Origin of the sequence: Kitasatospora xanthocidica (assembly GCF_014656195.1) — a bacterium.
Classification (GTDB): domain Bacteria; phylum Actinomycetota; class Actinomycetes; order Streptomycetales; family Streptomycetaceae; genus Kitasatospora; species Kitasatospora xanthocidica.
Map to the genome: position 1 here is coordinate 16,816 of NZ_BNBY01000050.1, position 25,461 is coordinate 42,276.

The 25,461-nt window shown below is 74.5% G+C and carries 20 protein-coding genes; 8 read left to right on the top strand and 12 right to left on the bottom strand.

Going from position 1 to position 25,461, the window contains the following annotated elements; genetic code table 11:
• Positions 1–33 precede the first annotated feature (33 nt).
• The gene (locus IE332_RS39155; RefSeq protein ID WP_189926360.1) at positions 34–2,100 is read left to right on the top strand and encodes an MDR family MFS transporter; all 2,067 of its coding nucleotides are present in this window, start codon (positions 34–36) and stop codon (positions 2,098–2,100) included.
• 133 nt (positions 2,101–2,233) lie between these two features.
• Here the strand turns inward: IE332_RS39155 and IE332_RS39160 are convergent, their stop codons facing one another.
• Entirely contained in the window at positions 2,234–3,025 is a 792-nt protein-coding gene (locus tag IE332_RS39160; protein WP_189926362.1) for a hypothetical protein, read from the bottom strand.
• A 119-nt stretch (positions 3,026–3,144) separates the two neighbouring features.
• Positions 3,145–5,928, bottom strand: coding sequence for an SdrD B-like domain-containing protein (locus IE332_RS39165; RefSeq protein WP_189926364.1), 2,784 nt, complete (start codon positions 5,926–5,928; stop codon positions 3,145–3,147).
• A 400-nt stretch (positions 5,929–6,328) separates the two neighbouring features.
• Between IE332_RS39165 and IE332_RS39170 the strand changes: the two genes are divergently transcribed.
• Entirely contained in the window at positions 6,329–7,297 is a 969-nt protein-coding gene (locus tag IE332_RS39170; RefSeq protein WP_189926366.1) for an NAD-dependent epimerase/dehydratase family protein, read from the top strand.
• 238 nt (positions 7,298–7,535) lie between these two features.
• Here IE332_RS39170 and IE332_RS39175 read toward each other — a convergent pair whose 3' ends face one another.
• A complete protein-coding gene (locus tag IE332_RS39175) occupies positions 7,536–8,573 on the bottom strand; it encodes an aldo/keto reductase (protein WP_189926400.1) in 1,038 nt (345 codons plus the stop codon).
• Between the two features lie 148 nt (positions 8,574–8,721).
• Here IE332_RS39175 and IE332_RS39180 point away from each other — a divergent pair, with 148 nt between their 5' ends.
• Positions 8,722–9,351, top strand: coding sequence for a TetR/AcrR family transcriptional regulator (locus tag IE332_RS39180; protein WP_189926368.1), 630 nt, complete (start codon positions 8,722–8,724; stop codon positions 9,349–9,351).
• A 68-nt stretch (positions 9,352–9,419) separates the two neighbouring features.
• Here IE332_RS39180 and IE332_RS39185 read toward each other — a convergent pair whose 3' ends face one another.
• The 3 genes from IE332_RS39185 to IE332_RS39195 all read right to left on the bottom strand — a co-directional run bounded on the left by IE332_RS39185 (position 9,420) and on the right by IE332_RS39195 (position 12,594).
• Positions 9,420–10,037: an SUKH-4 family immunity protein gene (locus tag IE332_RS39185; RefSeq protein WP_189926371.1), complete on the bottom strand. Its 618-nt coding sequence runs from the start codon at positions 10,035–10,037 to the stop codon at positions 9,420–9,422.
• A 129-nt stretch (positions 10,038–10,166) separates the two neighbouring features.
• A complete protein-coding gene (locus IE332_RS42545) occupies positions 10,167–11,237 on the bottom strand; it encodes a TerD family protein (protein WP_189926373.1) in 1,071 nt (356 codons plus the stop codon).
• Positions 11,238–11,361: 124 nt separating this feature from the next.
• A complete protein-coding gene (locus tag IE332_RS39195) occupies positions 11,362–12,594 on the bottom strand; it encodes a cytochrome P450 family protein (RefSeq protein ID WP_229929283.1) in 1,233 nt (410 codons plus the stop codon).
• Positions 12,595–12,682: 88 nt separating this feature from the next.
• On the opposite strand from IE332_RS39195, the gene IE332_RS39200 reads away from it, so the two are divergent.
• The gene (locus IE332_RS39200) at positions 12,683–13,945 is read left to right on the top strand and encodes a pyroglutamyl-peptidase I (RefSeq protein WP_189926377.1); all 1,263 of its coding nucleotides are present in this window, start codon (positions 12,683–12,685) and stop codon (positions 13,943–13,945) included.
• Positions 13,946–14,019: 74 nt separating this feature from the next.
• Here IE332_RS39200 and IE332_RS39205 read toward each other — a convergent pair whose 3' ends face one another.
• Positions 14,020–14,520: an inorganic diphosphatase gene (locus tag IE332_RS39205; RefSeq protein ID WP_189926379.1), complete on the bottom strand. Its 501-nt coding sequence runs from the start codon at positions 14,518–14,520 to the stop codon at positions 14,020–14,022.
• Between the two features lie 171 nt (positions 14,521–14,691).
• Between IE332_RS39205 and IE332_RS39210 the strand changes: the two genes are divergently transcribed.
• The gene (locus tag IE332_RS39210) at positions 14,692–15,507 is read left to right on the top strand and encodes a PQQ-binding-like beta-propeller repeat protein (RefSeq protein ID WP_189926381.1); all 816 of its coding nucleotides are present in this window, start codon (positions 14,692–14,694) and stop codon (positions 15,505–15,507) included.
• 128 nt (positions 15,508–15,635) lie between these two features.
• Complete coding sequence (locus IE332_RS39215) at positions 15,636–16,709, top strand: restriction endonuclease (RefSeq protein WP_189926383.1); 1,074 nt, start codon at positions 15,636–15,638, stop codon at positions 16,707–16,709.
• Between the two features lie 58 nt (positions 16,710–16,767).
• Here IE332_RS39215 and IE332_RS39220 read toward each other — a convergent pair whose 3' ends face one another.
• From IE332_RS39220 to IE332_RS39235, 4 genes are all read right to left on the bottom strand, one after another.
• On the bottom strand, positions 16,768–18,633 hold the full coding sequence (locus IE332_RS39220; protein ID WP_189926385.1) for a CocE/NonD family hydrolase: 1,866 nt from the start codon (positions 18,631–18,633) through the stop codon (positions 16,768–16,770).
• A gap of 8 nt (positions 18,634–18,641) precedes the next feature.
• Positions 18,642–19,067, bottom strand: coding sequence for a cupin domain-containing protein (locus IE332_RS39225; RefSeq protein ID WP_229929284.1), 426 nt, complete (start codon positions 19,065–19,067; stop codon positions 18,642–18,644).
• A gap of 93 nt (positions 19,068–19,160) precedes the next feature.
• A complete protein-coding gene (locus IE332_RS39230; protein ID WP_189926387.1) occupies positions 19,161–19,919 on the bottom strand; it encodes a Mut7-C RNAse domain-containing protein in 759 nt (252 codons plus the stop codon).
• 100 nt (positions 19,920–20,019) lie between these two features.
• Positions 20,020–21,300: an MFS transporter gene (locus tag IE332_RS39235; RefSeq protein ID WP_189926389.1), complete on the bottom strand. Its 1,281-nt coding sequence runs from the start codon at positions 21,298–21,300 to the stop codon at positions 20,020–20,022.
• 479 nt (positions 21,301–21,779) lie between these two features.
• Between IE332_RS39235 and IE332_RS39240 the strand changes: the two genes are divergently transcribed.
• Both IE332_RS39240 and IE332_RS39245 read left to right on the top strand, forming a co-directional pair.
• Positions 21,780–24,224: a xanthine dehydrogenase family protein molybdopterin-binding subunit gene (locus IE332_RS39240; RefSeq protein ID WP_229929285.1), complete on the top strand. Its 2,445-nt coding sequence runs from the start codon at positions 21,780–21,782 to the stop codon at positions 24,222–24,224.
• A gap of 12 nt (positions 24,225–24,236) precedes the next feature.
• On the top strand, positions 24,237–24,704 hold the full coding sequence (locus IE332_RS39245; RefSeq protein ID WP_189926391.1) for a (2Fe-2S)-binding protein: 468 nt from the start codon (positions 24,237–24,239) through the stop codon (positions 24,702–24,704).
• A 68-nt stretch (positions 24,705–24,772) separates the two neighbouring features.
• On the opposite strand, the gene IE332_RS39250 is transcribed toward IE332_RS39245, so the two are convergent.
• The gene (locus tag IE332_RS39250) at positions 24,773–25,381 is read right to left on the bottom strand and encodes a TIGR03086 family metal-binding protein (RefSeq protein WP_189926393.1); all 609 of its coding nucleotides are present in this window, start codon (positions 25,379–25,381) and stop codon (positions 24,773–24,775) included.
• Between the last annotated feature and the right edge of the window lie 80 nt (positions 25,382–25,461).

Sequence of the window (25,461 nt, forward strand, 5' to 3'; positions counted from 1 at the left end):
GCGATCGGCGCCCGCACGCCAGAGGCTGACGGCATGACCGTCGCCACCGAGAACCCGCCGTCCGCCCCACCGGTGCTGGACGTCCGGCAGCGGAACGTCGTCTTCGGCACGATCGTGCTCGGCATGCTGCTGGCCGCCCTCGACCAGACCATCGTCGGCACCGCGCTGCCCACCATCGTCGCGGACCTCGGCGGGGCCGCGCACATGTCCTGGGTGGTGACCTCCTACCTGCTGGCCGAGACGGTGGCCACCGTGCTGGCCGGCAAGTTCGGCGACCTGTACGGGCGCAAGCTGGTGTTCCAGGTGTCGGCGATCGTCTTCGTCGGCGGCTCGTTCCTGTGCGGCCTGTCCACCAACATGACGCTGCTGATCGCCTGGCGGGCGGTGCAGGGCATCGGCGCGGGCGGTCTGATGGTCACCGCGATGGCGCTGATCGCGGACGTCATCCCGCTGCGCGAGCGCGGCAAGTACCAGGGCGCGATCGGCGCGGTGTTCGGCGTGGCCACGGTGATCGGGCCGCTGCTGGGCGGGCTGTTCACCGACCACCTGTCCTGGCGCTGGGCGTTCTACGTCAACGTGCCGATCGCGGTCGTGGTGGTGATCGCGGCCGCCCGGACCATCCCCTCGGTGCGCTCGGCGGCCCGGCCGGTGGTCGACTACCTGGGCATCGCCCTGGTCTCGGTCGGCGCCGGCGCGCTGATCCTGGCGACCAGTTGGGGCGGCAACCAGTACGCGTGGGGCTCCGGGGTGATCATCGCCCTGTTCGTCGGCGGCGCGCTGGCGCTCGGCCTGTTCTGCTGGGCGGAGACCCGGGCGGTCGAACCGATGCTGCCGATGCGGCTGTTCCGCAACCCGGTGTTCACGGTCTGCTCGGTGCTCAGCTTCATCGTCGGCTTCGCGATGCTCGGCGCGCTGACCTTCCTGCCGACCTTCCTGCAGTACGTGGACGGCGACTCGGCGACGGTCTCCGGCGTCCGCATGCTGCCGATGGTGATCGGTCTGCTGATCGCCTCGGTCGGCAGCGGCAACGTGGTCAGCAAGACCGGGAAGTACCGGATGTTCCCGATCGCCGGCACGGCGGTGATGGCCCTCGGCCTCTACCTGCTCTCCCGGCTCGAACCCGGCACCGGCACCGCACTGGCCTCGCTTTACATGTTCGTGCTCGGCGTCGGCATCGGGCTGAGCATGCAGGTGCTCACCATCGCCGTCCAGAACACCGTCGACTACGCGGACCTCGGCACCGCCACCTCCGGGGTGACCTTCTTCCGCACCATCGGCAGCTCCTTCGGCACCGCCGTGTTCGGCACCATCTACGCCAACAGCCTCAAGACCGAACTCGGCAAGGGCGTCGCCACCGCCGCCCGGCTCACCGGCGCCGACCCGGCCGTGCTCGCCCGCGCCGCCGAGAGCCCGCAGGGGCTGCACCGCCTGCCCGTCGAGCAGGCCGCGCCGATCGTACGGGCGTACTCCGACGCCCTGCACACCGTGTACCTGTGGACGATCCCGGTGGCGGCGGTCGGCTTCGTGGTCGCGCTCTTCCTCAAGCAGGTCCAGCTGCGCGACACCGCCCGGGCGGGCTCGACCGACATGGGCGAGGGCTTCGCCCAGCCGACCACCGGCGACTCCGACCCGCACCTGGAGTACGCGGTCTGCACGATCGTGCGCGGCGTGGACCTCGACACCGTCCGGACGATCGTCTCCGGCGCCGACACCCGGGTCGACCTCGCCGGGGCCTGGGCGCTGATGGAGGTCGCCCAGCACACCAAGGCCATCGGCCACGCCGACCTCGACCTCATCGCCGCCCGCAAGCGGGTCCCGCCCGAGGTGCTGGAGCCGGTCTTCGACCGGATGGCCGCCGAGGGCTACCTGGTCCGCGACGGCGACCGCCTCGTCCACACCGAGGCCGGCACCCGCGAGGTCCAGGCCCTCGGCCGCGCCTGGTCCGGCTGGCTCAACGCCCGCCTCGACGCCGACGCCGGCCGCCCCCGCAGCCCCCAACTGCGCACCGCCGCCGACGCCATCGCCTGGCGCCTCCTGGTCGAGGACCTCGCCAACGGCCTCCCGGCCCACGCCCGCCCGAAGGACACCGCCCGGGTCTAGGTCCTACACCTCGGCGGCGGACTCGTGCGCCCATGACCGTGAGTCGGGAGTGATGACTCCCTCGATGATCTCGTGACGTGCCGTACTCACCGGGTCTCGTTTCCTTCCGTGCGTCATCGGGTCACAGGTGGCGTCAGCCGGTCAGCCAGGGGGCCTCGGGGAGTTTGGCGGCGCCGTCGTGGCCGGTGAAGTCCGCCGTGGCCGGTGTGCCGAGGCCCGGCATGCGCATCGTGACCCGGCGCAGTGCGCCGTCGCCGTCGACCCAGTACGTCAGTGGTGACCGTTCGCCGTCGGGGGCGGAGCCCTGGGCGCGCGGGCCGGCGAAGCGGTCGTAGCCGCGGCCGTCGATCCGGTCGCGGCCGAGCCAGCGGGCGCCGGACTGGGCGAGCAGCAGCGGGTTGTCGGGGCGGTCGGCGCCGAGTTGGACGATCAGGCTGAGCCCGGCGTCCAGGGGGTCGGCCGTGTAGGAGCGCGGTGACCAGGCCTGCCGGGGCACGTGTTCGGCCTGCTGCCAGGCCGGGCCGTCGACGCCGGCCGGCTCGGGGGCCAGTCCGAGGCCGCCGGTGTCCCAGACGACCAGCCCGTGGTCCAGCGGGCCGCTCGCCCCGGTGGTGCGGTAGCGGCCCACGCCCCGGTGGGTGCGGTAGTCCACGACGCCCTCGACCCGGATGCTCACTCCCCCGCCCTCGGTGGCGGTGAGGGTCACGCCGACCGGGGCGGCCTGGTAGAGGTTGAGCCGTGACAGGGCCAGCCGGGAGGCCTCGTCCGTGGTCACCGGCCGTTCCCCGGTCTCGTCGGAAACCGCCCGGTAGACGGCGAGGCCGCCGACCGCGGTGCCGCACACCACGATCGCGACCAGGGTCCGGAGCAGGCGGCGGCGACGCGGCCTCCGGGGGTCGGGGTCGGTCTGCGCCTTCCGGGCCATGCCGGGTGCCTTCTCTCGTCGGTTCTCGTCGATGGGTCGGAACGGCGGGCCGGTCACAGCAGTCGGGCGGGCCCGGGGACCGGTGGTCCCGCGAACCCGCCCGTTCCGCCTGACGGGTGCTAGCCCTGTCGGACGGTCCTGCGCCTACGGACCAGCAGCACCAGCGCCGCTCCGAGGGTGATCAGTGCCGCCGCACCGGCCACGGCGAACGGGATCGCCGAGCTCGCACCGGTGTTCGGCAGGTGCCCGGGGCCGGGCGCCGGCGGGGCCGGCTGGTCCGGCGGTGCCGGGACCGGCGTCGACGTGGTCGGCGGCGGTGTCGGCGTGGGCGTGGGTGTCGGGGTGGGTGTCGGGGTGGGTGTCGGCGTCGGCGTCGGGATCAGGCGGTTGACCGCCGTCACCGAGACCCCGTCGTCGAGGTTTCCGGAGTTCAGCACCAGCGGGCCGAACACCGTGACCTCCGGCGCCGCGTACCCGTCCGGCGGGCTCAGCTCCTGCCAGTAGTACGTGCCCGGCACGCCCTTGCCCTGGCAGACCCCGTCGGCCGGTGTGGTGCACGGCTCGCCGACCTTGGTGTCGGGCTTGTCGCCGGTCGGCTGCAGCCCGTCGGTGCCGTTCGTCTCGTGCCACAGCTGGAACTTGGCGCCCGCCAGCGGCTTGCCGTCCTGGTCGTTCTTCACCAGGCGCAGCGTGCCTTCCTGTTGCCGGAAGCCGAAGTCGTAGGTGTGGTCGTTCTGGCCCGGTCCGCCGGTGGTCAGTGCCCGTTCCGGGTACTTCCCGCCGGTGGGGACGATTCCCTTGGAGTCGATGAAGTGGTTGTCGCCGACGTCGTGTTCGGTCGGCACCCACTGGAACAGCGGGCCGTCCTTGGCGTAGTCGGCCGGGTTGTCCAGCTTGATGGTGTACTTGGTCTTCGGCTTGAGGCCTCCGTCGACGTTGCTGTCGTCGAAGTAGTACTCGCCCCGCGCCGTCGTCTTCGTCGTGCCGACGAGCTTCCCCGACTCGTCGTACAGGTGCACGGTGGCACCGGGTACCGGTCGCTGGCCGGGCAGTTGGAGGCCGCTGCGCTCGGGGTCGTACCAGACCCGGTTGCCGATCTGCAGCGGTGCCTGGTCGCAGAGCACCTCGAGGTCGCCCATCGCGGCGCCCTTGCCGAACGGCGGCAGCGGGCCGACCGGGTTGAGGCGCAGGCCGCCGTCGGCCTTGCCGTCGCGCTTGTCGAAGCCGGGGCCGTAGCCGAAGGCCATGCCGTTGGTGTCGTAGCCCGAGGTCGCGATGGAGCTCTCGACCTTGGAGAACGCCATTCCGGCGTTCAGGGCGTTGTTGTGGCCGATGCGGTTGTTGTCGAAGAACCGGGTGCCCCGGGTGGTGGCCCCGCAGCCGTTGTTGGTGTCCAGCACGTAGGCGCCGTTCACCAGGCAGGCCTTGTTCAGGTCGCCGCCGGGCAGGACCTTGGCCATCGTGCCCGCGGTCGGCCCGGCGGCCGACTGGTCGCCGAAGCGGTCGCGGAAGGCGAGCAGCATCGTGCCGTCGGTCTCGATGGCGATCTCGGCCACCGCCGGCTCGGGGTTGGCCATGTAGTCGGTGCCGCAGGACCGGCCGTTCTGCGTGGCCGGGAAGTCGTCCTGCCAGGGGAACCAGCCGGCGCCGGGGCAGGCGGTGCCGACCGTGTTGCCGCGCGGGTAGTCGAGCGGCTGGTTCAGCACGGCCGGCTTGAACTCGCCGGTGGCCGGGTCGAAGGGCAGCACCACGGCCCGCAGGTCCGAGGTCTTGCCGGTCGACTCGCCGGAGCAGACACCGCCGAGGTAGCCGGTGCTGTCCTGCAGGCCGAGGCCGTACGGACGCCAGTCCCCGGCCGCCGGGCAGCCCGGGTCGGGGATCGGGTACGCGGCCTTCGGCTGCGCCGCCGTCGCCGCGGTGGCGTCGTAGCGGTAGATCTTGCGGTCGTGGAGGTTGACGACGAAGAGGTCCTTGCCGTCCTCGCCGACCTTGATGGCGCCGAGGCTCTCCTTGCCCACCGCGGGCAGGAACGCGTCGTCGTTGCCGGCGCTGTGCGGCGTGGTGCCGGCGTCCGGGACGGTGGCGAAGAGGGTGGTCTTCTTCGTCGCCGGGTCGGTCACGTAGATCGCCCCCGGGCCGCCGGGCCCGTACGCCGTGGTGCGCTTGGCCGAGGCCGCGGAGAAGAGCCGCTTGTCGGTCCTGTTCCAGGCGACGCCGTAGATGTTGCCGGTCTGTTCGGCGGTGGCCAGGTCGGTCACCGTCGCGTCGGTCCCGGCCACGCCCCGGGCGCTGTACGGGAAGGAGACCAGCGTGTGCGCCGATTCGCCTTCCCTGGGGGCGGGTTGACAGGTCGACACCAGCGGCGCGTTCTTCTGGCAGTAGTCACCGGGGTTCCACAGGCCCGTGGTGAGTTCCACCTTCTTGCCGCCGGTGAGGTCGACGAACTCCTCGTTGCTGCTGAGCTGGTTCGGTGCGCCGGTCAGTCCCTGGCGGGAGGCGAAGGCCGGGAACAGCACACCCGGCTTCGGATTCACCACCTGAACCCGGTACTTGCCGCCGGCGGCCTTGCTCGCGGCCGGGGCCAGCGTGACCGTGCCGTCGGCCGCCGTGGTGCCCTCGATGCCGACTCCGGCGTCGTCGGTGAGCGTCACCTTCACGCCCGCCATGCCCGGTTCCAGCACGGGGGTCCACGCCCCGCTGGTGTCCACGGCCCGGATCACCCGGACCGTCACCGTGCCGTCGCCGGTCTGCGGAAACGCCGACGGGGCCGCGGCCAACGAGCAGGCGCCGATCGCGACGGCGAGCGCCACCGCGCCGCCCGCGGTGCGACGGCCGTACCGGTCGGATCGCCGTCGGTCCGGGCCGCGCGCGGCACCGGCTGTTCGTTCACTTGTCGTCGTCATCCCTGCTCTCATCGTTACGTTGGGCATGGTCCGGTGGGGGCCTGCCGCCCGACCTCGTGAGGGAGTTCGCGAGAGTGGCGGAAAGCCGCCATCGTTAACGGGAGCTTAAAACGGCCTCGCGGAAGTTCGCAGGAAAACAAGGAACTTTGACGCGGCGTCAGACGTTTCGAGGGCCGTCGCACTATCGCGCTCCCCGCCCGGCTCCGGGCCGCCGACCTGCGCGAATCCGATCGCCCGCGCCACTCGCCGCCCCCGGGCTCCGCATGAACCTGCCGACGGTCGACACACTTCCCGCCGGAACTGCGCACAATCTACCCCAACTCACCGACCCCACCGACCACTTCCGTACCGGTACGACCGCTCCTGGTACGGCCGAAACCGGCTCTGGCACGATGGCCCGATGCGCATACTGGTCATGGGCGGTACCAAGTTCGTCGGACTCCACTTCGCCGAAGCGGCCCTCGCCGCCGGTCACGAGGTCACCGTGCTGCACCGGGGAAAGTCCGGTGCCGGGCTGCTCCCCGAGGCCACCCACCTGATCGCCGACCGCGACGGCGACCTGTCCGTCCTGCGCGGCCGCCGCTGGGACGCCACCGTCGACGTCAGCGCCTACTTCCCGCGCCAGGTACGGGACTTGGCCGCCGCGCTCGACCCGGGCGCCGCCGGTCGCTACCTCCTGGTCTCCTCCATGGCGGTGTACGACACCCCGGCCGCCCCGGGCTTCACCGAGGACTCCCCACTGCGGCCCGCCGACGGCCCGGAGGCCGACACGCTCACCGGCCAGACCTACGGCGTCCTCAAGGTCCAGTGCGAGCGCGCCGCCCGGCAGGCCTTCGGCCCCGGCACGCTGCTGGTGCGCCCGACGTACGTGATCGGCCCGCACGACTACACCCGCCGGTTCGACTACTGGGTGCGGCGCCTGGCCGCCGGCGGCGAGGTCCTGGCCCCGGGGCGGCCCGACGCCCCGATCCAGGTGGTCGACGCCCGCGACCTCGCCGCCTGGATGCTCGCCCTGCTGGCCGGAAACGCCTCCGGCGCCTACCACGCCGCCACCGCCCCACCGTTCGGCATGGGCGACCTCCTCGACGCCGTCGCCGCCGCGGTCGCCCCGGCCGGGACCACCGTCACCTGGGTGGCCGAGGACTTCCTGCGCGCGGCCGGCGTCCCGGAGCGCGCGCTGCCGCTGTGGCCCACCGACCCCCGGACCCGGGCCACCAGCACCGGCGACCCGGCCGCCGCCCTCGCCACCGGACTCGTGCTCCGCCCGGTGGCCGACACCGCCCGGGACATCGGCGCGTTCGAGCCACTGCCGGAGACGCTGACCCCCGGACGGGAGGCGGAGCTCCTGGCCGCCTGGCACCGGCGGTAGCCGCTCCCGCGCCGGGCGGCCGCGCCCGCCTTCTGCCGCGCCCACCTTCGGCCACGCCCACCGGAGCCGAGCCCCGCTCCCCCGAACCGCTGTGCGCCACCGGCCCCACAGCGCCTCGCCGGCCCCGGCCCGGACATCTCCCGGGCCGGGGCCTTCGGGTCCGTCCTCGAACCCCCGTCGTGCGCTCGGAAGGCGGGCGGGGGTTCGCAGACGGGCCCGAGGTCCTGTCCGCTCGCCCTCAGCCCGCCAGCGGCGGGTTGAGGCGGGCGAAGGCCTCCTGGCGGCGGTACGGGAAGTACGGGTAGGGGGCCGTGCGGGTGCTGGCGGCGTCGAGGCGGGCGACCTGGTCGTCGGTCAGCGACCAGCCGACCGCGCCGAGGTTCTGGCGCAGCTGCTCCTCGTTGCGGGCGCCGATGATGACCGAGGAGACGGTCGGGCGGCGCAGCAGCCAGTTGATGGCGATCTGCGGAACCGTGCGGCCGGTCTCGGCGGCGATCCCGTCCAGCACGTCGACCACCCGGTAGAACAGCTCCTCCTCGACCGGCGGGCCGTAGTCGGCGGTGTCGTGCAGCCGGCTGCCGGCCGGGAGGGGCTGCCCGCGCCGAATGCGGCCGGTGAGGCGGCCCCAGCCGAGCGGGCTCCAGACCAGGGCGCCCACGCCCTCCTCCTCGGCGAGCGGCATCAGCTCCCACTCGTAGTCGCGCCCGACGAGGGAGTAGTAGACCTGGTGCGCGGCGTAGCGGGGGCGGCCGTGGCGGTCGGCGAGGGCGAGGGACTTCATCAGCTGCCAGCCGGAGAAGTTGGAGACGCCGGTGTAGCGGATCTTGCCGGCCCGGACCAGGTCCTCCAGGGTGGCGAGCACCTCCTCGATCGGGGTGCCCGCGTCGTAGGCGTGCAGCTGGAAGAGGTCCAGGTAGTCCGTGCCGAGGCGGCGCAGCGCGTCGTCCACGGACCGGGTGAGGCGGGCGCGGGAGGTGCCGGCGTCCTGGGGGCCGTCGCCGGTGGGCAGACCGGCCTTGGTGGAGATGAGCACCTGGTCGCGGCGGCCGCGGACGGCCTGGCCGAGCACCTCCTCGGAGGCGCCGTCGGAGTACACGTCGGCGGTGTCGAAGAGGGTGACGCCGGCGTCGACGGCGATGTCGAGGAGGCGGCGGGCCTCCTGGACGTCGGTGGTGCCCCAGGCCCCGAACAGCGGGCCGCGGCCGCCGAAGGTGCCGGTGCCGAGGCTGAGCGCGGGGACCTTGAGTCCGGACGCGCCGAGGCGGCGGTATTCCATGTCGGTGCTGGCGGTGCTGGCGGTGCTGGCGGTGCTGGCGGTGCCCATGACTGTTCTCCCCTCGAAGCCCCTAATGGGACTCCCGTTCCGTTAGGATGGGATCGAAGCTAGCAGACTCCCTCGACCTAATGGAACAGGAATCCCGTTAATGACCACCGATCCCGCCGACCCCTCCACCCCCGGCACCGTCCGCCCCGGCGGCCGGACCGCCCGGGTGCGTGCCGCCGTCCTGCGGGCCGCCGAGGACGCCCTGGTCGAGCACGGCTTCAGCGGCCTCGACCTCGGTGACATCGCCCAGCGGGCCGAGGTCGGCCGCACCACCGTCTACCGCCGCTGGGGCAGCACCACCGCCCTGGTCGCCGACCTGCTCACGGACATGGCGGAGCAGTCCCTGCCGCGCACGCACAGCGGCTCCCTCGCCGAGGACCTGCGGGCCAACGCCCGGCTCGTCCAGCGCACCCTGGCCGACCCCCGACAGGGCGCGCTGTTCCGCGCGGTCATCGTCGCGGCGCACTGCGACGCGGACACCGCCGAGGCGCTGCGGCACTTCTACCGGCGCCGGGTGGCGGAGTGGGCGCCGTGCGTCACCGAGGCCGTCGAACGCGGCGAACTCCCCCCGGACACCGACGCGCCGGAGGTCGTCCGGGCGGTCTCGGCGCCGCTCTACTACCGGATGCTGACCACCGCCGAACCGCTGGACGAAGCCGCCGCCGACCGCGCCGCGGCCGCCGCCGAGGCCGCCGCGCGCGCCGGGGCGTACCGGAGCGGCCGGGCCTGAACACGCGAACGGCCGCACAACGGCGGTGCGTTGTGCGGCCGCGGGACGCGGGACGCGCAGAGCGGTGCTCAGCTCTCGTCGGACTCCTCGGGCTCCTCGTACTCCTCCCGCAGGTTCTCGACCACGCCGTGCCAGAGGTCCGACTCGTCCGGCCCCTGCCTCAACTCCTCCAGCAGCGCGACGAATTCGTCCAGCGCCGCCTTCGCGTCCCCGCCGGTGATCCGCTCCTCGAAGCGGGTCAGCAGCGCCAGCGCGCCGATCAGCGCGGGCAGCGAGTCGGCCGCCCAGCCGCCCTCGCCGCTCCCGTGGTCCCAGCCGTCCGGGTTGTAGATCCGCACGGCCCCGGATCCGGCGTCGACCATCAGGTGCAGCACGCCGACCGTCCCGACGCAGTACCCCCAGGCGGCCGGCGGGGTGTCGTCGTCCGGGGTGCGGTTGCCGAACAGCTCGTCGAGGTCCGCCTCCCACATCCCGCGCCCGGGCAGGCCGGTCGAGTCGTAGTCGAGGAGGTCGAGCCCGACGGCCGGGACGCCGACCCCGGCCAGGAAGGCCCGGGCGCCGGGCGACTCCAGGCGTTCGGGCAGCGCCTCGGGCCGCCAGAGCGCGCCCGGGCCGAAGCAGGACTCCAGCCAGGCCGCGTCGGGGTTGCGGGCGGCGGCGAGCAGCTCGGCGGTGGGCGTGGTCATCGGTGCGTCTCCCCCGGTCGGAACGGTGTACCGGCGCCATTCAAGCGCACGCCACCGACGGCGAGGGCCGCCGGGGGCGCACCCCCGACGGCCCGTCCGCGTCCGCGGTACGACGGCTCAGCGGCCGTCCTACTCGTAGTAGTTGTTGACGATCACCTCGGGGTCGTCGTCGAAGGCCTCGTTGAGCAGCGCGCCGCCGACCAGGCCCGCCGCGCCCGCGCCGATCAGCGCACCGGCGCCGAAGCGCCGGCCGCCGCCCTGACCCTGCTGGTCGGGCGCCTGCGGGTAACCCTGCTGCGGATAGCCCTGCTGGGGGTAACCCTGCTGCGGGTACCCGGGCTGCTGGACGGGCTGCGGGTAGCCCTGCTGCGGGGTGTAGAACGGCGGGACGGTGGTCTGCACCCGCTGGGCGCAGGCGACGCAGGTCTCGATCTGGCGCGGCACGCCCCACTGCGGCGACCAGAGCACGGCCGTCGTGCCGGCGCCGTGCGAGGGGTCGAAGAAACACGTCACGGGGGAACTCCCTGTCAGAGGCTGGGTCTGCGGTACGGCGGGCACGGCGGCGGGCACCACCGGCGCGGGCGGCGCGGAGGGCAGCGCGGGCTTCACGGGAGCCGGAGCCGATGCCGCAGCCGGAGCCGGCTGCAGGACGTCCACCCCGAAGTCCGCGGCGATGCCCGCGAGCCCCGCGGCGTACCCCTGCCCGACCGCCCGGAACTTCCAGTCCGCGCCGTGCCGGTACAGCTCGCCGAACACCATCGCCGTCTCGCTGCCCGCCTCCGGCGCCACGTCGTAGCGGGCCACCTCGGTGCCGCCGTCCGGGTCGGTGATCCGGACGTACGCGCTGCGGACCTGCCCGAAGCTCTGGCGCCGCTGCGCCGCGTCGTAGATCGCCACCGCGAAGACGATCTTCTCCACACCGGCGGAGACCTCCGCGAGCCGGACCTCGATCTGCTCGCGGTCGGCGCCGCCGCCGGAGCCGCCCTGGTGGCGGACCGAGCCGTCCGGGCTGCGCAGGTTGTTGAAGAAGACGAAGTTCTGGTCCGAGCCGACCTTCCCGTCCGCCCCGCAGAGCAGCGCGCTGGCGTCCAGGTCGTACCCGGCCCCGGCCGTCCAGCCGAGACCGACCCGGATCACCGCCAGCCCGGGGGCCTGCTTGCCCAGGGAGACGTTGCCGCCCTTCGTCAGGGCCACACTCATGGGACTTCCTCCACCGTACGAGTACCGCTGTTCGAGTACGACAACGCTGTAGAACTCGTGCCGGTTCCCGGCCCCGCCGTCAAGGTCGCGTCAGTGCCGGGCCGGTCGCGGACCGGTGCCCGGATCAGTACCGGACGGGGAGTTCCAGAAGGCCGCGGGCGCGCAGGGTGGGACGGTGGCGCAGCCGCTCGACCGGGGCGTCGAGGGCGAGGCGGGGGAAGCGGCGCAGCAGGGCGGTCAGCGCGACGGCGGTCTCCATCCGGGCCAGCGGCGCGCCGAGGCAGTAGTGGATGCCGTGGCCGAGGGCGAGGTGGCCGTTCTCCCGGCGGCGCAGGTCGAGCCGGTCGGGGTCGGCGAACTGCTCGGGGTCGCGGTTGGCGGAGCCGAGGGCGAGCAGCACGGTCTCCCCGGCCGGGACGGTGACGCCGCCGATGGTGACGGGCTCGCGCGCGAAGCGGCGGATGGCCAGCGGGGCGGGGCCGTCGAAGCGGGCGAACTCCTCGACGGCGCCGTCGATCAGCTCCGGTTCGGCGCGCAGGGCGGCGAGCTGCTCGGGGTGGGTGAGCAGGGCGAGGACGGCGTTGGCGATGAGGTGGACGGTGTTCTCGTAGCCGGCGAAGAGGATGAGGAAGGCGAGCGAGGTCAGCTCGTCCTCGCTGAGCCGGTCACCGCCCTCCCCCTCCCGAACGTCCCGGACCTCGGGCTCGCCCTCTCCCCGCTCGTCCCGGACGGCGATCAGGTCGGAGAGCAGGTCGTCGCCGGGCGCGGTGCGCTTGCGCTCGATCAGCCCGGTGAAGAAGCCGAGCATCGCCTTGACCGCGGCGCGGGCCGCCTCCGGGCGGTCGGGGTCGGGGGTGATCAGGCTGTCGGTCCAGGCGCGGAAGTCGTGCCGGTCGTCCTCGGGGACGCCGAGCAGGTCGCAGATGACGGTGATCGGCAGCGGCGCGGCGTACGCGGCGAGCAGGTCGGCGCGGCCGGCCGGGGCCATGGAGTCGAGCAGCTGCTCGGCGACCTTCTCGACCGGGGCGCGCAGGGCGGCGATCCGGCGCGGGGTGAAGGCCCGGGAGACCAGGCGGCGGATCCGGGTGTGGTCGGGCGGGTCCATGTTGAGCAGGTTGGCGTCCAGCGCGGGCGGCAGCGCGAAGCCGCGGTAGTTGCCGGGGGCGGCGTGGGCCTTGTCGAGGGCGAGCCGCGGGTCGGCGAGGGCCTGGCGCACGTCGGGGTAGCGGGTCACCAGCCAGAACGGCAGGCCGTCCGGGCCGACGAGCCGGTGGACGGGCGCGTCGGCGCGCAGCCGGGTGTAGCCGCCGTACGGGTCGGCCACCAGGGACGTCAGGGAGAGCTCGGGCGCTGTCACCCGCTCAGCGTACGGGCACGGGTTCGGCGTACGGGCCGCGCGACGGCGCTCTGGCGGGGCGTCAGGTCCGGACCTATTGTCAGGTGACATGACACTTATACGCCGTACCGCCGGCCTGGCCGCCGCCCTGACCGGAACGCTCGTCGCGCTGCTGGCCCCGGCCGCCGCCCAGGCCGCCCCGGCCGGCTGCCGCACCGCCGTCACGGCGGCCCCGGACGCCGAGCAGGCCCGCCTCCAGGACACCCGCACGGCCGCCTTCACCGAGCGGTCCGGCCTGGGCGACCTGCTCCGCGGCTTCCCCGCCGCCCTCTGCTCCGCCCGCACCCCCCACCGCGCCGAGCGGGTGGTGGACGCCTGGGGCCGGGCCCTGTGGCAGGCCGGCGTCGACCGCGCCCAGGGCCGGCGCCCCGGCGGCGAACTGCCCGCCCTCGACGACCGCCCGCTGTACTGGACCAGGCTCGCCATGACCGTCCAACTGGACGGCTGGCAGCCCGGGTTCACCGTCGACCGGGCCGGGCTGCGGGCCCGCTTCGAGGACGCCTCGCGCGGCCTCGCGGACGGCTTCGGCGCCGCCCGCGGGATCCGGCGGATCTTCGTCAGCGGCTTCGACCCGTTCGGCCTGGACACCGAGCCGCGCCGCGCCAACCCCTCCGGCGCGGCCGTCCTCCAGCTGAACGGACGGCGGATCACCCTCGCCGACGGCAGCACCGCCGAGGTGCGGGCCATCGTCCTGCCGGTCCGCTACGGCGACTTCGACCGGGGCATGGTGGAGCGCGCCTTCGGCCCGCACCTGGTGCCCGGCGGCCCGCAGTCCGCCGACCTGATCACCAGCATCAGCCAGGGCTACCCCGGCCTGTTCACCCTGGAGGCCTGGGCCGGACGCGCCCGCTCCGCCGACCCGTACCCCGACAACGTCGGCGCGCTCTCCGGCGGCACGACCAGCCACCCGGTCGACGCCCCCGGCCTGGCCGACGGGCCCCAGTTCATCCGCACCACGCTGCCGACCGACGCCATGACGGCCGTCCAGCAGCCCTACCCGGTGCTGCTCAACACGCCCGTCACCGAGATCCCGGCGGGCGCCACCGACCCCGTGGAGCGCGCCGACGGGCCCACCCCGGGCTCCCGCGCGGTCGCCGGCGGAGGCGGCGGCTACCTCTCCAACGAGGTCGCCTACCGCTCCAACCGCCTCCGCCTCGAACTCGCCCCCGGCCTCCCCGGCGGCCACCTCCACACCCCGGTCCTCACCGGCCTGCCGGCGGACGGGAACCTGCTCACCGCCCCGGAGTTCGAGCAGAACGAGGCGGCCATCGCCGACCAGGTCCGGGCCGTCCTGAGCAGCGCCCGGCTCTGAGCGGCGCCCGGCTCTGAGCGGCGGCGGGGGCGGGGGCGGGGGCGGGCCTCGGAGCAGGTCCGCCCCCGCCCCCGCTACGCCGGGTCGGCGAAGCGGGTCCCCACCGCCCGGGCGCGGGAGGCCGCGATCTCGGCGTGCGCGGCCGCCCGGTCCGCCCAGTGCGAGCCCTCGACGGACTTGCCGCGCTCCAGCTCCTTGTACACCCGGAAGAAGTGGCTGATCTCCCGCAGGTCGAACTCCGGCAGGTCGCCGATGTCCGCCAGGTCCGCGTAGCGCGGGTCCCCGGCCGGGACGCACAGCACCTTCTGGTCCGGGCCGCGCTCGTCCCGCATCACCCACATGCCCACCGCCCGGCAGGTCAGCACACAGCCGGGGACGGCCGGTTCGCCGCCGAGCACCAGGGCGTCCAGCGGTTCGCCGTCCCCGCCGAGGGTGCCCTCGACGTAGCCGTAGTCGGCCGGGTAGCGGGTGGCCGTGAACAGGGTGCGGTCCAGGCGGATCCGGCCCGCCACGAAGTCCATCACGTACTTGTTCCGCGACCCCCGCGGGATCTCGATCAGCACCTCGAACTCCACCGCGGCCTCCTCCTCGGCTCCTGGGACAGCTCCCGGGCTCCCGCACTCCCGGACTTCCGATTGTCCGATCGCCCGAACTCCCGGAGCCGGACTCCCGGAGAGATTGTCGGCCGTTCGGACACCCTCCGAAACCGCCACCGCCGTTCGGCGGAGTCCGCTAGCATCCGGGCCATGGGGAGCTGGCGGGTCACTGTCATGGGCCATGATCGCAGGAGCGGCGAACGGCCGCAGGGCCGGCCGGACGGGCCGCTGGCCCGGCGGGACGGGCTGGAGGTGCACGGCCGGAACGGCGAGCTCAGCTGCGTCGACGCCACCGGCCGGGTCCGCTGGCAGCAGCCCTGCCCGGGCCGCCCCAACGCGGCGCACCTCTCCTCCGGCCGGGTCCTGGTCACCACCGACTCGTTCGACTACACCGCCTGGGGCCACCTCGGCCCCGCCCTCCTGCTGGACCTCGCCGACGGCAGCACGGTCGCCGAACTGCGCGGGGACCGCGCGGCGGCCCTCGGCGGCGGCCGCTTCGCGCTCGGCCTGGCCGGCTACGACGCCTTCGACACCCGGGCGTACGACCGTGACGGCGCCCTGGTCGACTCCTGGCGCAGCTACGGCCACTACGTGGTCGGCAGCGGCCTGCGCGTGGTCGAGACGGACCGCCGCCACCCGACCGAGAGCCGGGTGGTGCGGCTGCTGCCGGGCGGACGGATCGAACGCGGCCCGCTGCTCACCGACCCGCAGGCCCCGGAGCCGCTGGTGCTGCCCGACGGCACCCTCCTGGTGCTCGACGCGGGCGTGCTGCGGGCCGTCGGCCGCGACCTGGACGACACCGTCCTCGCCGAGCTGCACCCGCTGCCCGCCGACGAGCAGCACCGGTTCAGCGGTTCGCTGCGCCGTACCGCCGACCGCCTCGACGTGACCCTGGTCGAACGCCACCCGACCCGGATGGGCGCCTACACCACCCACGCCTGGCACCTCGACCTGCACGCGCTCTGAGGCCCGGCACCGCGGCCTCCCGGCCAGGTCTCGATTGTGCGGCGGAACTGACGGGCCGACAGTGCTTCGCCCACGACTCCTCTACGGTGACGCCTGCGACAACCGTCATCTGCAAGAGGGGGCACTCCATGTCCCGGAGCCGGAAACTCCACCGCCTCGGCAACCCCGACACCGACGAACGCCGCGCCCAGCGCGTGCTGTTCCGCCATCTCCGCGACGACACCAACGCCAACCGCGGCCGGATGTCCAAGCGGGTGCGCGAGCTCCAGCTGCTGGTGGCGATGGACCCGGTCGAGTTCGAACAGCTCGTCGCCCGGCTGATGGCGGCGATGGGCATGAAGGTCGAGCTCACCGCCCGGTCCCGGGACGGCGGGGTGGACGTCCGCGGGATCGACACCGACCCGTTCCGCGGCGGGAACGTGATCGTGCAGGTGAAGCGGTACCGGGACACGGTGCCGCCGTCGGCGGTGCGCGACCTCTACGGCACGCTGCGGGCCGACCCGGCCGCGACCAAGGCCGTCCTCGTCACCACCAGCAAGTTCGGCCCGAGTTCGCACCAGTTCGTCACCGGCAAGGCCGTCGCCCTGATCAACGGCGCCGAACTGGTCGGGCTGCTCAAGCACCACGGCTTCCACGAGGTGTTCGCCGCCGCCCAGGAGGACGCCGCCGAGGCCGCCGACCTGGACGCGCTGCCCGCGATCGAGGTCGCGGCCGAGCCCGCCCGGCTGCTCCTGCACTGGACCGGCGAGCAGGAGTACGACATCGCCGCCCTGGTCTGCCGCGGCAACGTCGCGGTCTCGGACGACCACCTCGTCTTCTACAACAACGGCTCCACGCCGGACGGTTCGGTGCGGCTGGTGACCGGCTACGAGGACGCCAACGCCTGCCTGATGGTCGACTTCGACGCGCTGCCCGCCGACGTCGACCGGCTGGTCGTCATCGCCGCCGCCGACACCGAGAACCACCCGGACGCCACCATGGCCGGCTTCGCCGGACCGGCGCTGATCCTCGAAGCCGGTGCCGGTCAGGACGCCGCCGTGATGCACCTGGCCGACGGCGCGCAGACCAACACCGCGATGCGGCTCGGCCGCTTCGACCGCGACGCCTCCGGCGACTGGGAGTTCACCCCGGCCCTCGCCGGCTACCCGGGCGGTCTGCGCCAGGCCGTGGTCGCGTACGGCCTGGAGGTCGTGGACGCGTAGCCGACGGGGTGCCCGGCCGCGGCGGTCCTGCGGCCGGGCAACCCCGCGCCCTCAACCATCAGGACACGACCGGCAGTTCCAGCACCGACGCCCGGCCGTCGCCCCACCCGATCCGGTAGCTCGCCCGCCCGTCGGCCGGGAGCACCTGGAAGGAGTCGGGGTTGGCGGCGGCCACGGTGAGCCGGATCCGCTCGCCGGCCCGGAAGAGCACCGAGACCGGCTGGAGGTCGATGGTGACGCGTTGCGCCTCCCCCTGCGGGAAGTCCTCGGCGTCCTCCGCCGCGTAGGTGCGCGGCGTGCGCAGCCGGCGCCAGTCGGGGTTCTCGCCCCGGTCGGCCACCTTCCTTTCTGTCAGGGCGAGTTGACCTTCCGTCAGATACGTCACCCGGCCGTCCGGCGCGACGTCCTCCAGGTAGACGTGCAGCGCGCCGCGCGCCGACCCCTCCAGGCCGGTCACGTCGAGGGTGACCTTCCCGTTGCCGGTGACCCGGGTGTCGGCGGTCAGCGGGGCGGAGGTGTAGCCGAGCAGCTTGGCGTCGACGGCGGCGCGGTCGGGGTAGCTGACCTCGTCCCCGCTGAGGTTGGTGTTCCAGCGGTCGAGCGGGCCGGTGCCCGCGGTCGGGTCGAGGCGGAGCAGGTCGGAGCCGGTGCGGTGGTCGTCCGGCTGTCGGCCGAGCATGTGGTCCGCTCCCAGGTGGAGCCGCCGGGTGCGGGTGCCGGGCACCGGCCAGCGGGTGGTGGTGCGCCAGACGCCCTCGTTGAAGGTGTAGTAGTGCACCTGCCGTCGGCCGTCGGGGCGGGCGCCGCCGCGGACGTAGCGGTCGAAGAAGGCGAGGGTGCGCCGGTCGAGTTCGCCGCGTTCCGCCGCGGTGAGCGGGCGGGCCGGCTGGAACGGGTCGGCGAGCGAGGCGGCGCCGTGGTTCCAGGGGCCGATCCAGTCGTCCTGGGTGTTGGACAGGCCGGTGAACTGGGAGAGCACGCCGTTCGCGGTGCCGGCGTCCAGCCAGCCGGCCGTGGTCAGGACCGGCACCCGGCCGGCCTCGACGGCCTCGGTCCGCTCGCCGACACTGCCGACCGTCCAGCTCTCCGGTCCGTCCCGGTAGTCGCGGTGCGCACCGGAGTTCGCCATCTCCACCAGGTTGGCGTTGTCCGCGTGCTCGGCGCGCGCGGCGGCGAGCAGGGCCGGCCCGTCCGGGCCGTCGACCGGTCGGGGCTGGAGGCCGGTGAGGCCGGTGTCCGCGCAGAGCCGCCTGGTCCGCTCGTCGGTCTCGCAGGTGGTGCCGCCGGCCTGGTCGAGGATGCGCAGCAGCAGGGCGTACGGGGCGAGCCGGGGCTCGATGAGCGCGCCGCCGGGCCGGACCAGGTCCTCGTACGGGTCGAAGTCGTAGGAGACCGGGGCGGCGGCGGTGATGTGGTGGTTGCCGAGGGAGGTGGCGAGCATCGCGGTGTCGCCGCCGTAGGAGACGCCGGTGGTGCCGACCCGGCCGTTGGACCAGGGCTGGGCGGCGATCCAGTCGCTGAGCGGGCCGCTGTCGGCGGTCGCGTCGGCGCCGAGTTCGGAGGTCAGGGTGCCGAAGGAGGCGCCGGTGCCGCGCAGGTCGGCGACGACGTAGGCGTAGCCGCGGGCGGTCCACCGCCGGGCCTCCTCGCCCGCGCCGCCGGGCTGGCCGACCCGGACCGCGGCCCGCCAGTAGCGCTGGGTGACCAGGACGGTGGGCAGGCCGGCACCGGCCCGGGTGCCCGCGGGCAGATGGACGTCGACGGCGAGCCGGACGCCGTCCGGCATGGTCACGTAGCGCGACTCCAGCTGCGGCTGGACCGGCCCGACGGCGGGCCCCGCGGCGGGTACGGCGGCAGCCGGGGCGGCCGCGAGCGCGAGCACCGCCGCGGCCGCGGCCAACGCCGACAGCGGGCGGCGCGGCATGCCCCGCCTCACCAGCCGGTCGTCTTCCAGGGGCCTTCCTCCGGGCGGGCCTCGGTGTCCGTCCCGGGCCAGGGCGGCATGGTGACGGCGGTGACCCGCAGCGGCCCGTCGGAGTCCTCGTCCGCCCGGAACTGGAAGGCGGTGCCCAGCGGTACCGACACCGCGGTGCCGGGCAGCAGCCGGACGATCTCCTCGCGCTCGCCCTGGCGGCGCCAGAGTTCGCCGCGGCCCGCGGTGACCTGCCACAGCTCCTGGACGGTGGCGTGGGAGACCGCGTGGGTCACCTGCCCGGGGGCGAGCGCGAACACCGCGAGGCTCCCCTGCCCCTCCAGGACCAGCAGCGGGTACACCTCGGCCCCGTCGGGGGCGGTGACCACGGGGGCGTCCGCGACGTCCGCGGTGCCGAAGGGCTGGTGCTCTGCCTGATTGCTCATCCGACGACCTGGCCTCTCTCGTGCGACCGAGTAGCGTGGTCCCGTCCCCCACCGCCGATGGGACCACGGCCACGCGGCCTGCGCCAGAGGGCCCTACGCCGTCGCCACCCCTGACTGACCGTTGCCGTTGCCGCTGCCGAAGTCGCGTACCGCCTCGGAGACGATCGCCTCCAGCCGGGCGTGGTGGGCGCCGCGCCAGTACGCCTGGCCGCAGTCGTCGCACTGGGCGAAGGCGTCGTAGGAGCGCTCGGTGCCGTCCCGCAGCTGCTCGCGCACCGAGGTCTTGGTGGCGGCGTGCAGCGTGCCGTTGCAGGTGGTGCAGCGGCTCCAGGGCGCGAGCGGCGGGGCGAAGCGGGAGAGCACGTCGCGCAGCTGCTCGGCGGGGCGGTGGCTGTAGACGTAGGCGCCGGCCCAGAGTTCGCGGCGGCGCAGCAGGCCGCGGTCGCGGGAGAGCATGACGCGCTGTTCGGCGGCGGAGCGGGCGGCCAGCGCGGCGTCGCCGATGTCGGGGTTCTCGTACGCGGCGTCCACGCCGAGCAGCCGCAGCCGGCGGGTGAGGGTGCCGAGGTGGACGTCCAGCAGGAAGCGCGGCGGGGTGTGCGAGGGCTGCGGCCTGGTCACGGCCCGGACGGAGACGTGCTCGCCGTCGGCCGGCACGTGGGCGTCGGGGACGGCCCGGCCGTCCACCACGAGGGCGCCGACCTCGGTGAGCGGCACGCCCAGGGACTCGACGACGTGGCCGAGGGTGGAGGCGCCGTCGGTGTGCAGCGCGGTGCGGCCGGCCCGCCGGGGCGAGGAGACGAAGAGGTGCAGCTCAGGGGCGAAGTCGAGCCAGATCTGGGGTCTGTCCACGCGGCCAGCATGCCAGCGCGCGGGTGGCGGGGCCAGCGTTTTCCGCTCTCCCCGCCCCCGCTCGGCGTCGTCGCGCTTCGTCCGGCTCTGTCCCCCTCCGCTACGCGCCCTTCGCGGCGGTGTCCGCCACGACCCGGGCGGAGGGCGCCGCCAGGTGCTCGCGGTCCCGTGCCGCCCAGCGGGCGACCGGCCCCATCGCGTACCCGGCCGCGAGGAAGACCCCGCCCAGGACCAGCCACCCGGCCAGGCCCCCGTCGAGCAGGAGCGTGGTGAGCAGCAGCGGTCCGAGGGTGCGGGCGACGGCGACGCCGGTGCCGAAGAAGCCCTGGTACTGGCCGATCCGCTCCGGCGGGGCGAGGTCGAAGCCGATCTGCCAGGAGCCGGCCGACTGCCGCATCTCGCCGGCCACCTGCAGCACGGACGCCGCGGTCAGCAGCGCGCCGACCGCCCAGACGGGCACGTCGAGGGCGGACAGTCCGAAGACCGCGCAGCAGCCGAGCAGCAGCACGCCGGCCGAGCGGACCGCCCGGGCGGCCGTGTCCAGGCCGGTGACGTCGCGCGCGGCCCGGACCTGGAAGGCCAGCACGGCCACGGTGTTGAGGACGAACAGGGCCGAGCCGAGCCAGCCGATCGCGGGGGCGCGCTGGGCGATCCAGAGCGGGATGATCAGGCTGAGCAGCGGCATCCGCAGCAGCAGGACGGCGTTGACCAGGGTGACGGCGGCGTACCGCCGGTCGCGCAGCACGGCCAGCCGCGGTCCGGTGCCGGATCCCTCGGGGGCGGGCGGCACTTCGGGCAGCCGCCGCAGGACCAGCGCGCCGATCAGCAGGCCGACGGTGGTGAGGACGAAGGCGCCGAGGTAGGCGTCGCGGGTGCCGACGCTGAGCGCGATGCCGCCGACGGCGGCGCCGACGGCCAGGCCGCCGTTGAGCGTCGACTGCAGGTGGGCGAGCAGGCCGGTGCGTTCGGCGGGCGGCACGAGTCCGGCGACCAGCGCCTGCCGGGCGGCGCTCAGTCCGGACTGCGCGGTGGCGTAGAGGCAGACCGCGAGCAGGAACAGCGGGTAGGAGCGGATCACCAGGAAGGCGGCGACCACGGCGGCGGCGGCGAGCCCGAGCGCCACCGCGGTGCGGCGCGGGCCGCGCCGGTCGGCGAGGTGGCCGAGCGGGACGCCGGCGACGGAGCCGAGCGCCCAGGCGACGGCGAGGCCGATCCCGAGGGCGGTCGGTGACATCCCGACGACGCGGGTGAAGTAGAGCGCGGAGCAGGTGTAGTACGCGCCGTCGCCCACCGCGCTCGCCAACTGGGCTGCGGCCAGGGTCCGCTGGGGGCCGGCGGGCGGCAGGAGGGTGCTCCACCGGGCGGATCGGTCGGTCGGCACGTCGCTCCTTCGCTGGTCCGCGGCCGATCGGTCACGGACGGTCACTGTTCTGCGGTGTCCGGCCGTGAACCCACGGACGGACGACAGCACCGACGCACGGACGGGCGGCGTGCGGCCGGGAGTTCACAACCGTCGGCGACGGTTCGCCACCTACCCTAGGCAGGAACTGGCCCATCCGGAAGGTCCAGTGATCAAGGGATTTCTTGGGCCACTTCCGGGCTCCGCCGCACCGCCGACCGAGCGCTGAACCCCCGTGCGACAGCGGCGCGTTGGGCTCCCCGACCGCTTCGCGGCCGTCCTGGCCGGGCCGTTCCCGCGCCGCCGAAGCGCCGTCCGTACCCGTTCCGACTCCGCGGGCGCAGAACGTTGCAAAAGCGAGATCGGCCAATTCGGGGGCCAACTTTGACCGTGTTGACCCGTCAGTAGCGCCCTTTTATGCTCAACGGCGTTCGCGGTCCGGCACCGGGGCCCGGGCCGTCGTGCCCGCCCGAACCGGTGCCGTCTCTCCGGCTCGAAGGGTTCCTCCCATCAGCACCTCCATCGCCCCCTCGGACTCCACCGGTCGCCCGGGCGACGCCGGACAGCCCCACCCCCTCAACCGTCCGGGCACCGCGACGGAAGCCGGCCCCCACCTCACCCGGGACGCGAGCGCGGACACCTCGACGGACACCACGGCGGCCGCCGGGCCCACCGGCCGCCGCCGGTTCCTCACCTACCTGCTGGCCGCGCCCACCCTCACCATCGGTGCCCGCCTCGGCCTCGACACCGCCGCCCCCGCCACCGCGCAGGCGGCCACGCCGGGCGCGGCACAGGCCGCACAAGCCGCCCACGCCGCGGCCGCCGCCCGGGACGCCGCACCCCCGCAACTGCTCGGCCTGCCCGGCATCCCGGACGTCATCGACCTCGGCGACGCGATGATCCTGGCCGGACTGCCGACCTCCCACCTGCTGGTCCTGGAGATCACCCCCGCCGGGCGCGCCGTGCTGTACCTGCCCCGGCTGGAGGTCGGCCAGGGCCTGACCACCGCGATCGCGATGATGGTCGCGGAGGAGCTCGACGCCAAGCTCACCGACGTGGACGTGCCGCTCTCCGACGGCCGCCCCGAACTGCTCTTCAACCAGCTGACCGGCGGCTCCAACTCCGTCCGCTCGCTGTACGACCCGGTGCGCGGCGCGGCCGCCGCCGCCCGTGCCCGGCTGGTGACCGCCGCCGCCAGGCGCTGGAACGTTCCGGCAGACTCCCTGCGCACCGCCGACTCCGCCGTGCTCGCCCCCGACGGTCGCCGGGCCGGCTACGGCGAACTCGCCGCCGACGCCGCGACGGTGGTCCTGCCCGCCGTCCCCGGTACGCCCAAGCCCGCCGACCGGCTCCGCCTGGTGGGCACCCCGACCGGCCGGATCGACGCCCGCGACATCGTCACCGGCCGCGCCAAGTACGCCGGCGACCTCCAGGTCCCCGGCGCCGTGCCCACCGTGGTCGCCCGCCCCACCACCGTCAACGGCACCCTCAAGTCCCTGGACGCCTCGGCCGCCCGCGCCATGCCCGGGGTGCTCGGCGTGGTACAGATCCCGAGCGGGGTCGCCGTCCTCGCCGAGACCTTCGACCAGGCGCTCAAGGCCCGCGACGCGCTGCGCACCAGCTGGAACCCGGGCCCGGTCGCCGGGCTGTCCGACGCCGACGTCAAGGCCCGGCTGCGCTCCGCCCACCTGCCCTTCCTCATCCCGCCGCTGCTGACCCAGTACGTGGACGGGGAGTTCGACTTCGCCTTCGTGAACCACGCCCCGATGGAAGTGCTCACCGCGATCGCCGACGTCCGGCCGAACCGGGCCGAGCTGTGGTTCGCGGCGCAGAGCCCGATCGTCGCCCAGCAGACCATCGCCGCCGAACTCGGCCTGCCGCAGAGCGCCGTCACCGTGCACGTGGTCCGCGGCGGCGGCTCCTTCGGCCGTCGGCTGTTCTTCGACGCGGCGCTGGAGGCGGCCCTGATCTCCAAGGCGGCGGGCCGCCCGGTCAAGCTGATGTGGACGCGCAACGACGACATGCGCCACGGCCGGATGCGCCCGGCCAGCCACCACCGGGTCCGGGCCACCTACGCCCTGGGGCAGGTGCTCAGCTGGGAGCACCGCGCCGCCACCGTCAAGACGGACCTCGGACACGGCCTCGGGGAGGCGCTCTCCGCCGCCGGGTTCAGCCTCTCGGTGGCCGGGCTCAGCCTCGCCCAGGCGTTCTTCCTGCTCACCGAGAAGAACCCGTACAACGTGGGCGTTCCCACCCAGCTGCTCTCCGAACTGCCGCTGGCCGTGCACACCGGCAGCTGGCGCTCGGTCTACTCGGGCAGCGTCCGGGTGGCCGACGAGATCATGATGGACGAACTGGCCCGGCGGATGGGCCAGGACGAGGTCGCCTTCCGCCGCGCCCGGCTGCGCGGCGCCGCCGGCCGGGCCGTGCTGGACACCGTCGCCGCGAAGGGCGACTGGGGCCGCCCGCTGCCCCCCGGCCAGGCGCAGGGCATCGGCTACCACGACGAGCACGGCAGCATCGCCGCCTACCTGGTCGAACTGGACGCCACCGACCGCGCCAACCCCCGGGTCACCAAGGCCGTGATCGCCGCCGACGTCGGCCGGGTGATCAACCCCAAGGGCCTGGAAGCCCAGTTGACCGGCGCGCTGGTCGACGGCATCTCGGTGATCCTCCAGGCCGGCAACCACCTCGACAACGGTGCCTTCCGCGAAGGGAGTTACGGCGACTTCCACTACGCCCGGCAGCGGCACACCCCGCCGACGGTGGAGATCCACCTGCTGCCGCCGAGCGGATCGCCGGGCGGCGCGGGCGAGTTGGGCGTCCCGGCCGCCTCCGCCGCGGTCGCCAACGCCTACGCCCGGGCGACCGGCACCAGCCCCCGCTCCTTCCCGATCAACTTCTGAGGACCCGCCCCCATGCCCACCCACACCTTCGTCCTCAACGGGCAGCCCGTCACCGTCGAAGCCCCGGACGACATGCCGCTGCTCTGGGTGCTGCGCGACAAGCTCGGCGTCACCGGCCCCAAGTACGGCTGCGGGGTGGGCGTCTGCCGCGCCTGCACCAGCCACCTCGACGGCCAGGAGTTCCAGCCCTGCACCCGGTCCGTCAAGGACTGCGCGGGCCACACCGTCACCACCATCGAGGGCCTCGCCGACGGCGAGACCCTGCACCCCGTCCAGGAGGCCTGGCTCTCCTGCGACGTCGCCCAGTGCGGCTTCTGCCAGCCCGGCCAGATCATGGCGGCGGTCGCCCTGCTGCGCCGCACCTCGAACCCGACGGACGCGGACATCGACCAGATCCAGAACGTCTGCCGCTGCGGCACCTACCCGCGCATCCGCGAGGCGATCAAGCAGGCCGCGGCCCGGCAGCCGGCGCAGCCCTGACGCGGGCGCGCCGGCGCGGACGGGACTCGAAGACGGGCCCTAGCGAAGCACCACCGGCGCCGCCGGGGTCACGGGAGCACCACCGGCGCCGCCGGGTCGCGGCCGAAGAACGCGGCGAGCCGGTCGTACGGCGGCGCGTCCTCGGGCACGGTGACGGCGGGGCCGAAGGCGTACCGCTCCTCCTCCACGCCCCGGTACTCGGGTTTGAGCGCGCCCTGCGCCCAGGCGAGCGCGACCAGCGCGACCTCGTGGTCCAGGCCCTCGGTGGACTGGCCGCTGGCCCGGGCCAAGTCCCAGCCGTGGACGGCGAATTCGGTGGTCTGCTGGTCGAGCGGGAAGCGGGCCGGCACGGTGCCGCTGCCGGGTGCCTCGACCGTCCCGTCGAGGTCCCCGGCCGCGCGCCAGGCGTCGACCAGGTCCTCGGCCCCGGCCTCGAAGGCGTGCAGCCAGTCCTCCTCGACCCGCTCGAAGGGCTCCGACCAGTCCGGCTGCCCGCCGTTCGCCCGTACGGTGAACTGCCGCAGGTCGTGGAGCAGGTGGCTGACCAGGTCGCCGACGTCCCAGGAGTGGCAGGGGGTCGGGTGGCCGGCCAGTTCGACGCCGGTGCCGTCGATCAGTCCGGCGGTCTGCGCGAGGGCCCGGGCGAGCAGTCCGATCGGGTCGTCCGCTGCGGTCATGGCACACCTCTCGGTCGGGGCACGGGTCGTGCCGGGCGGTCGATCGTAAGCACGGGCGCCGACGACCGCCCGGCACGACA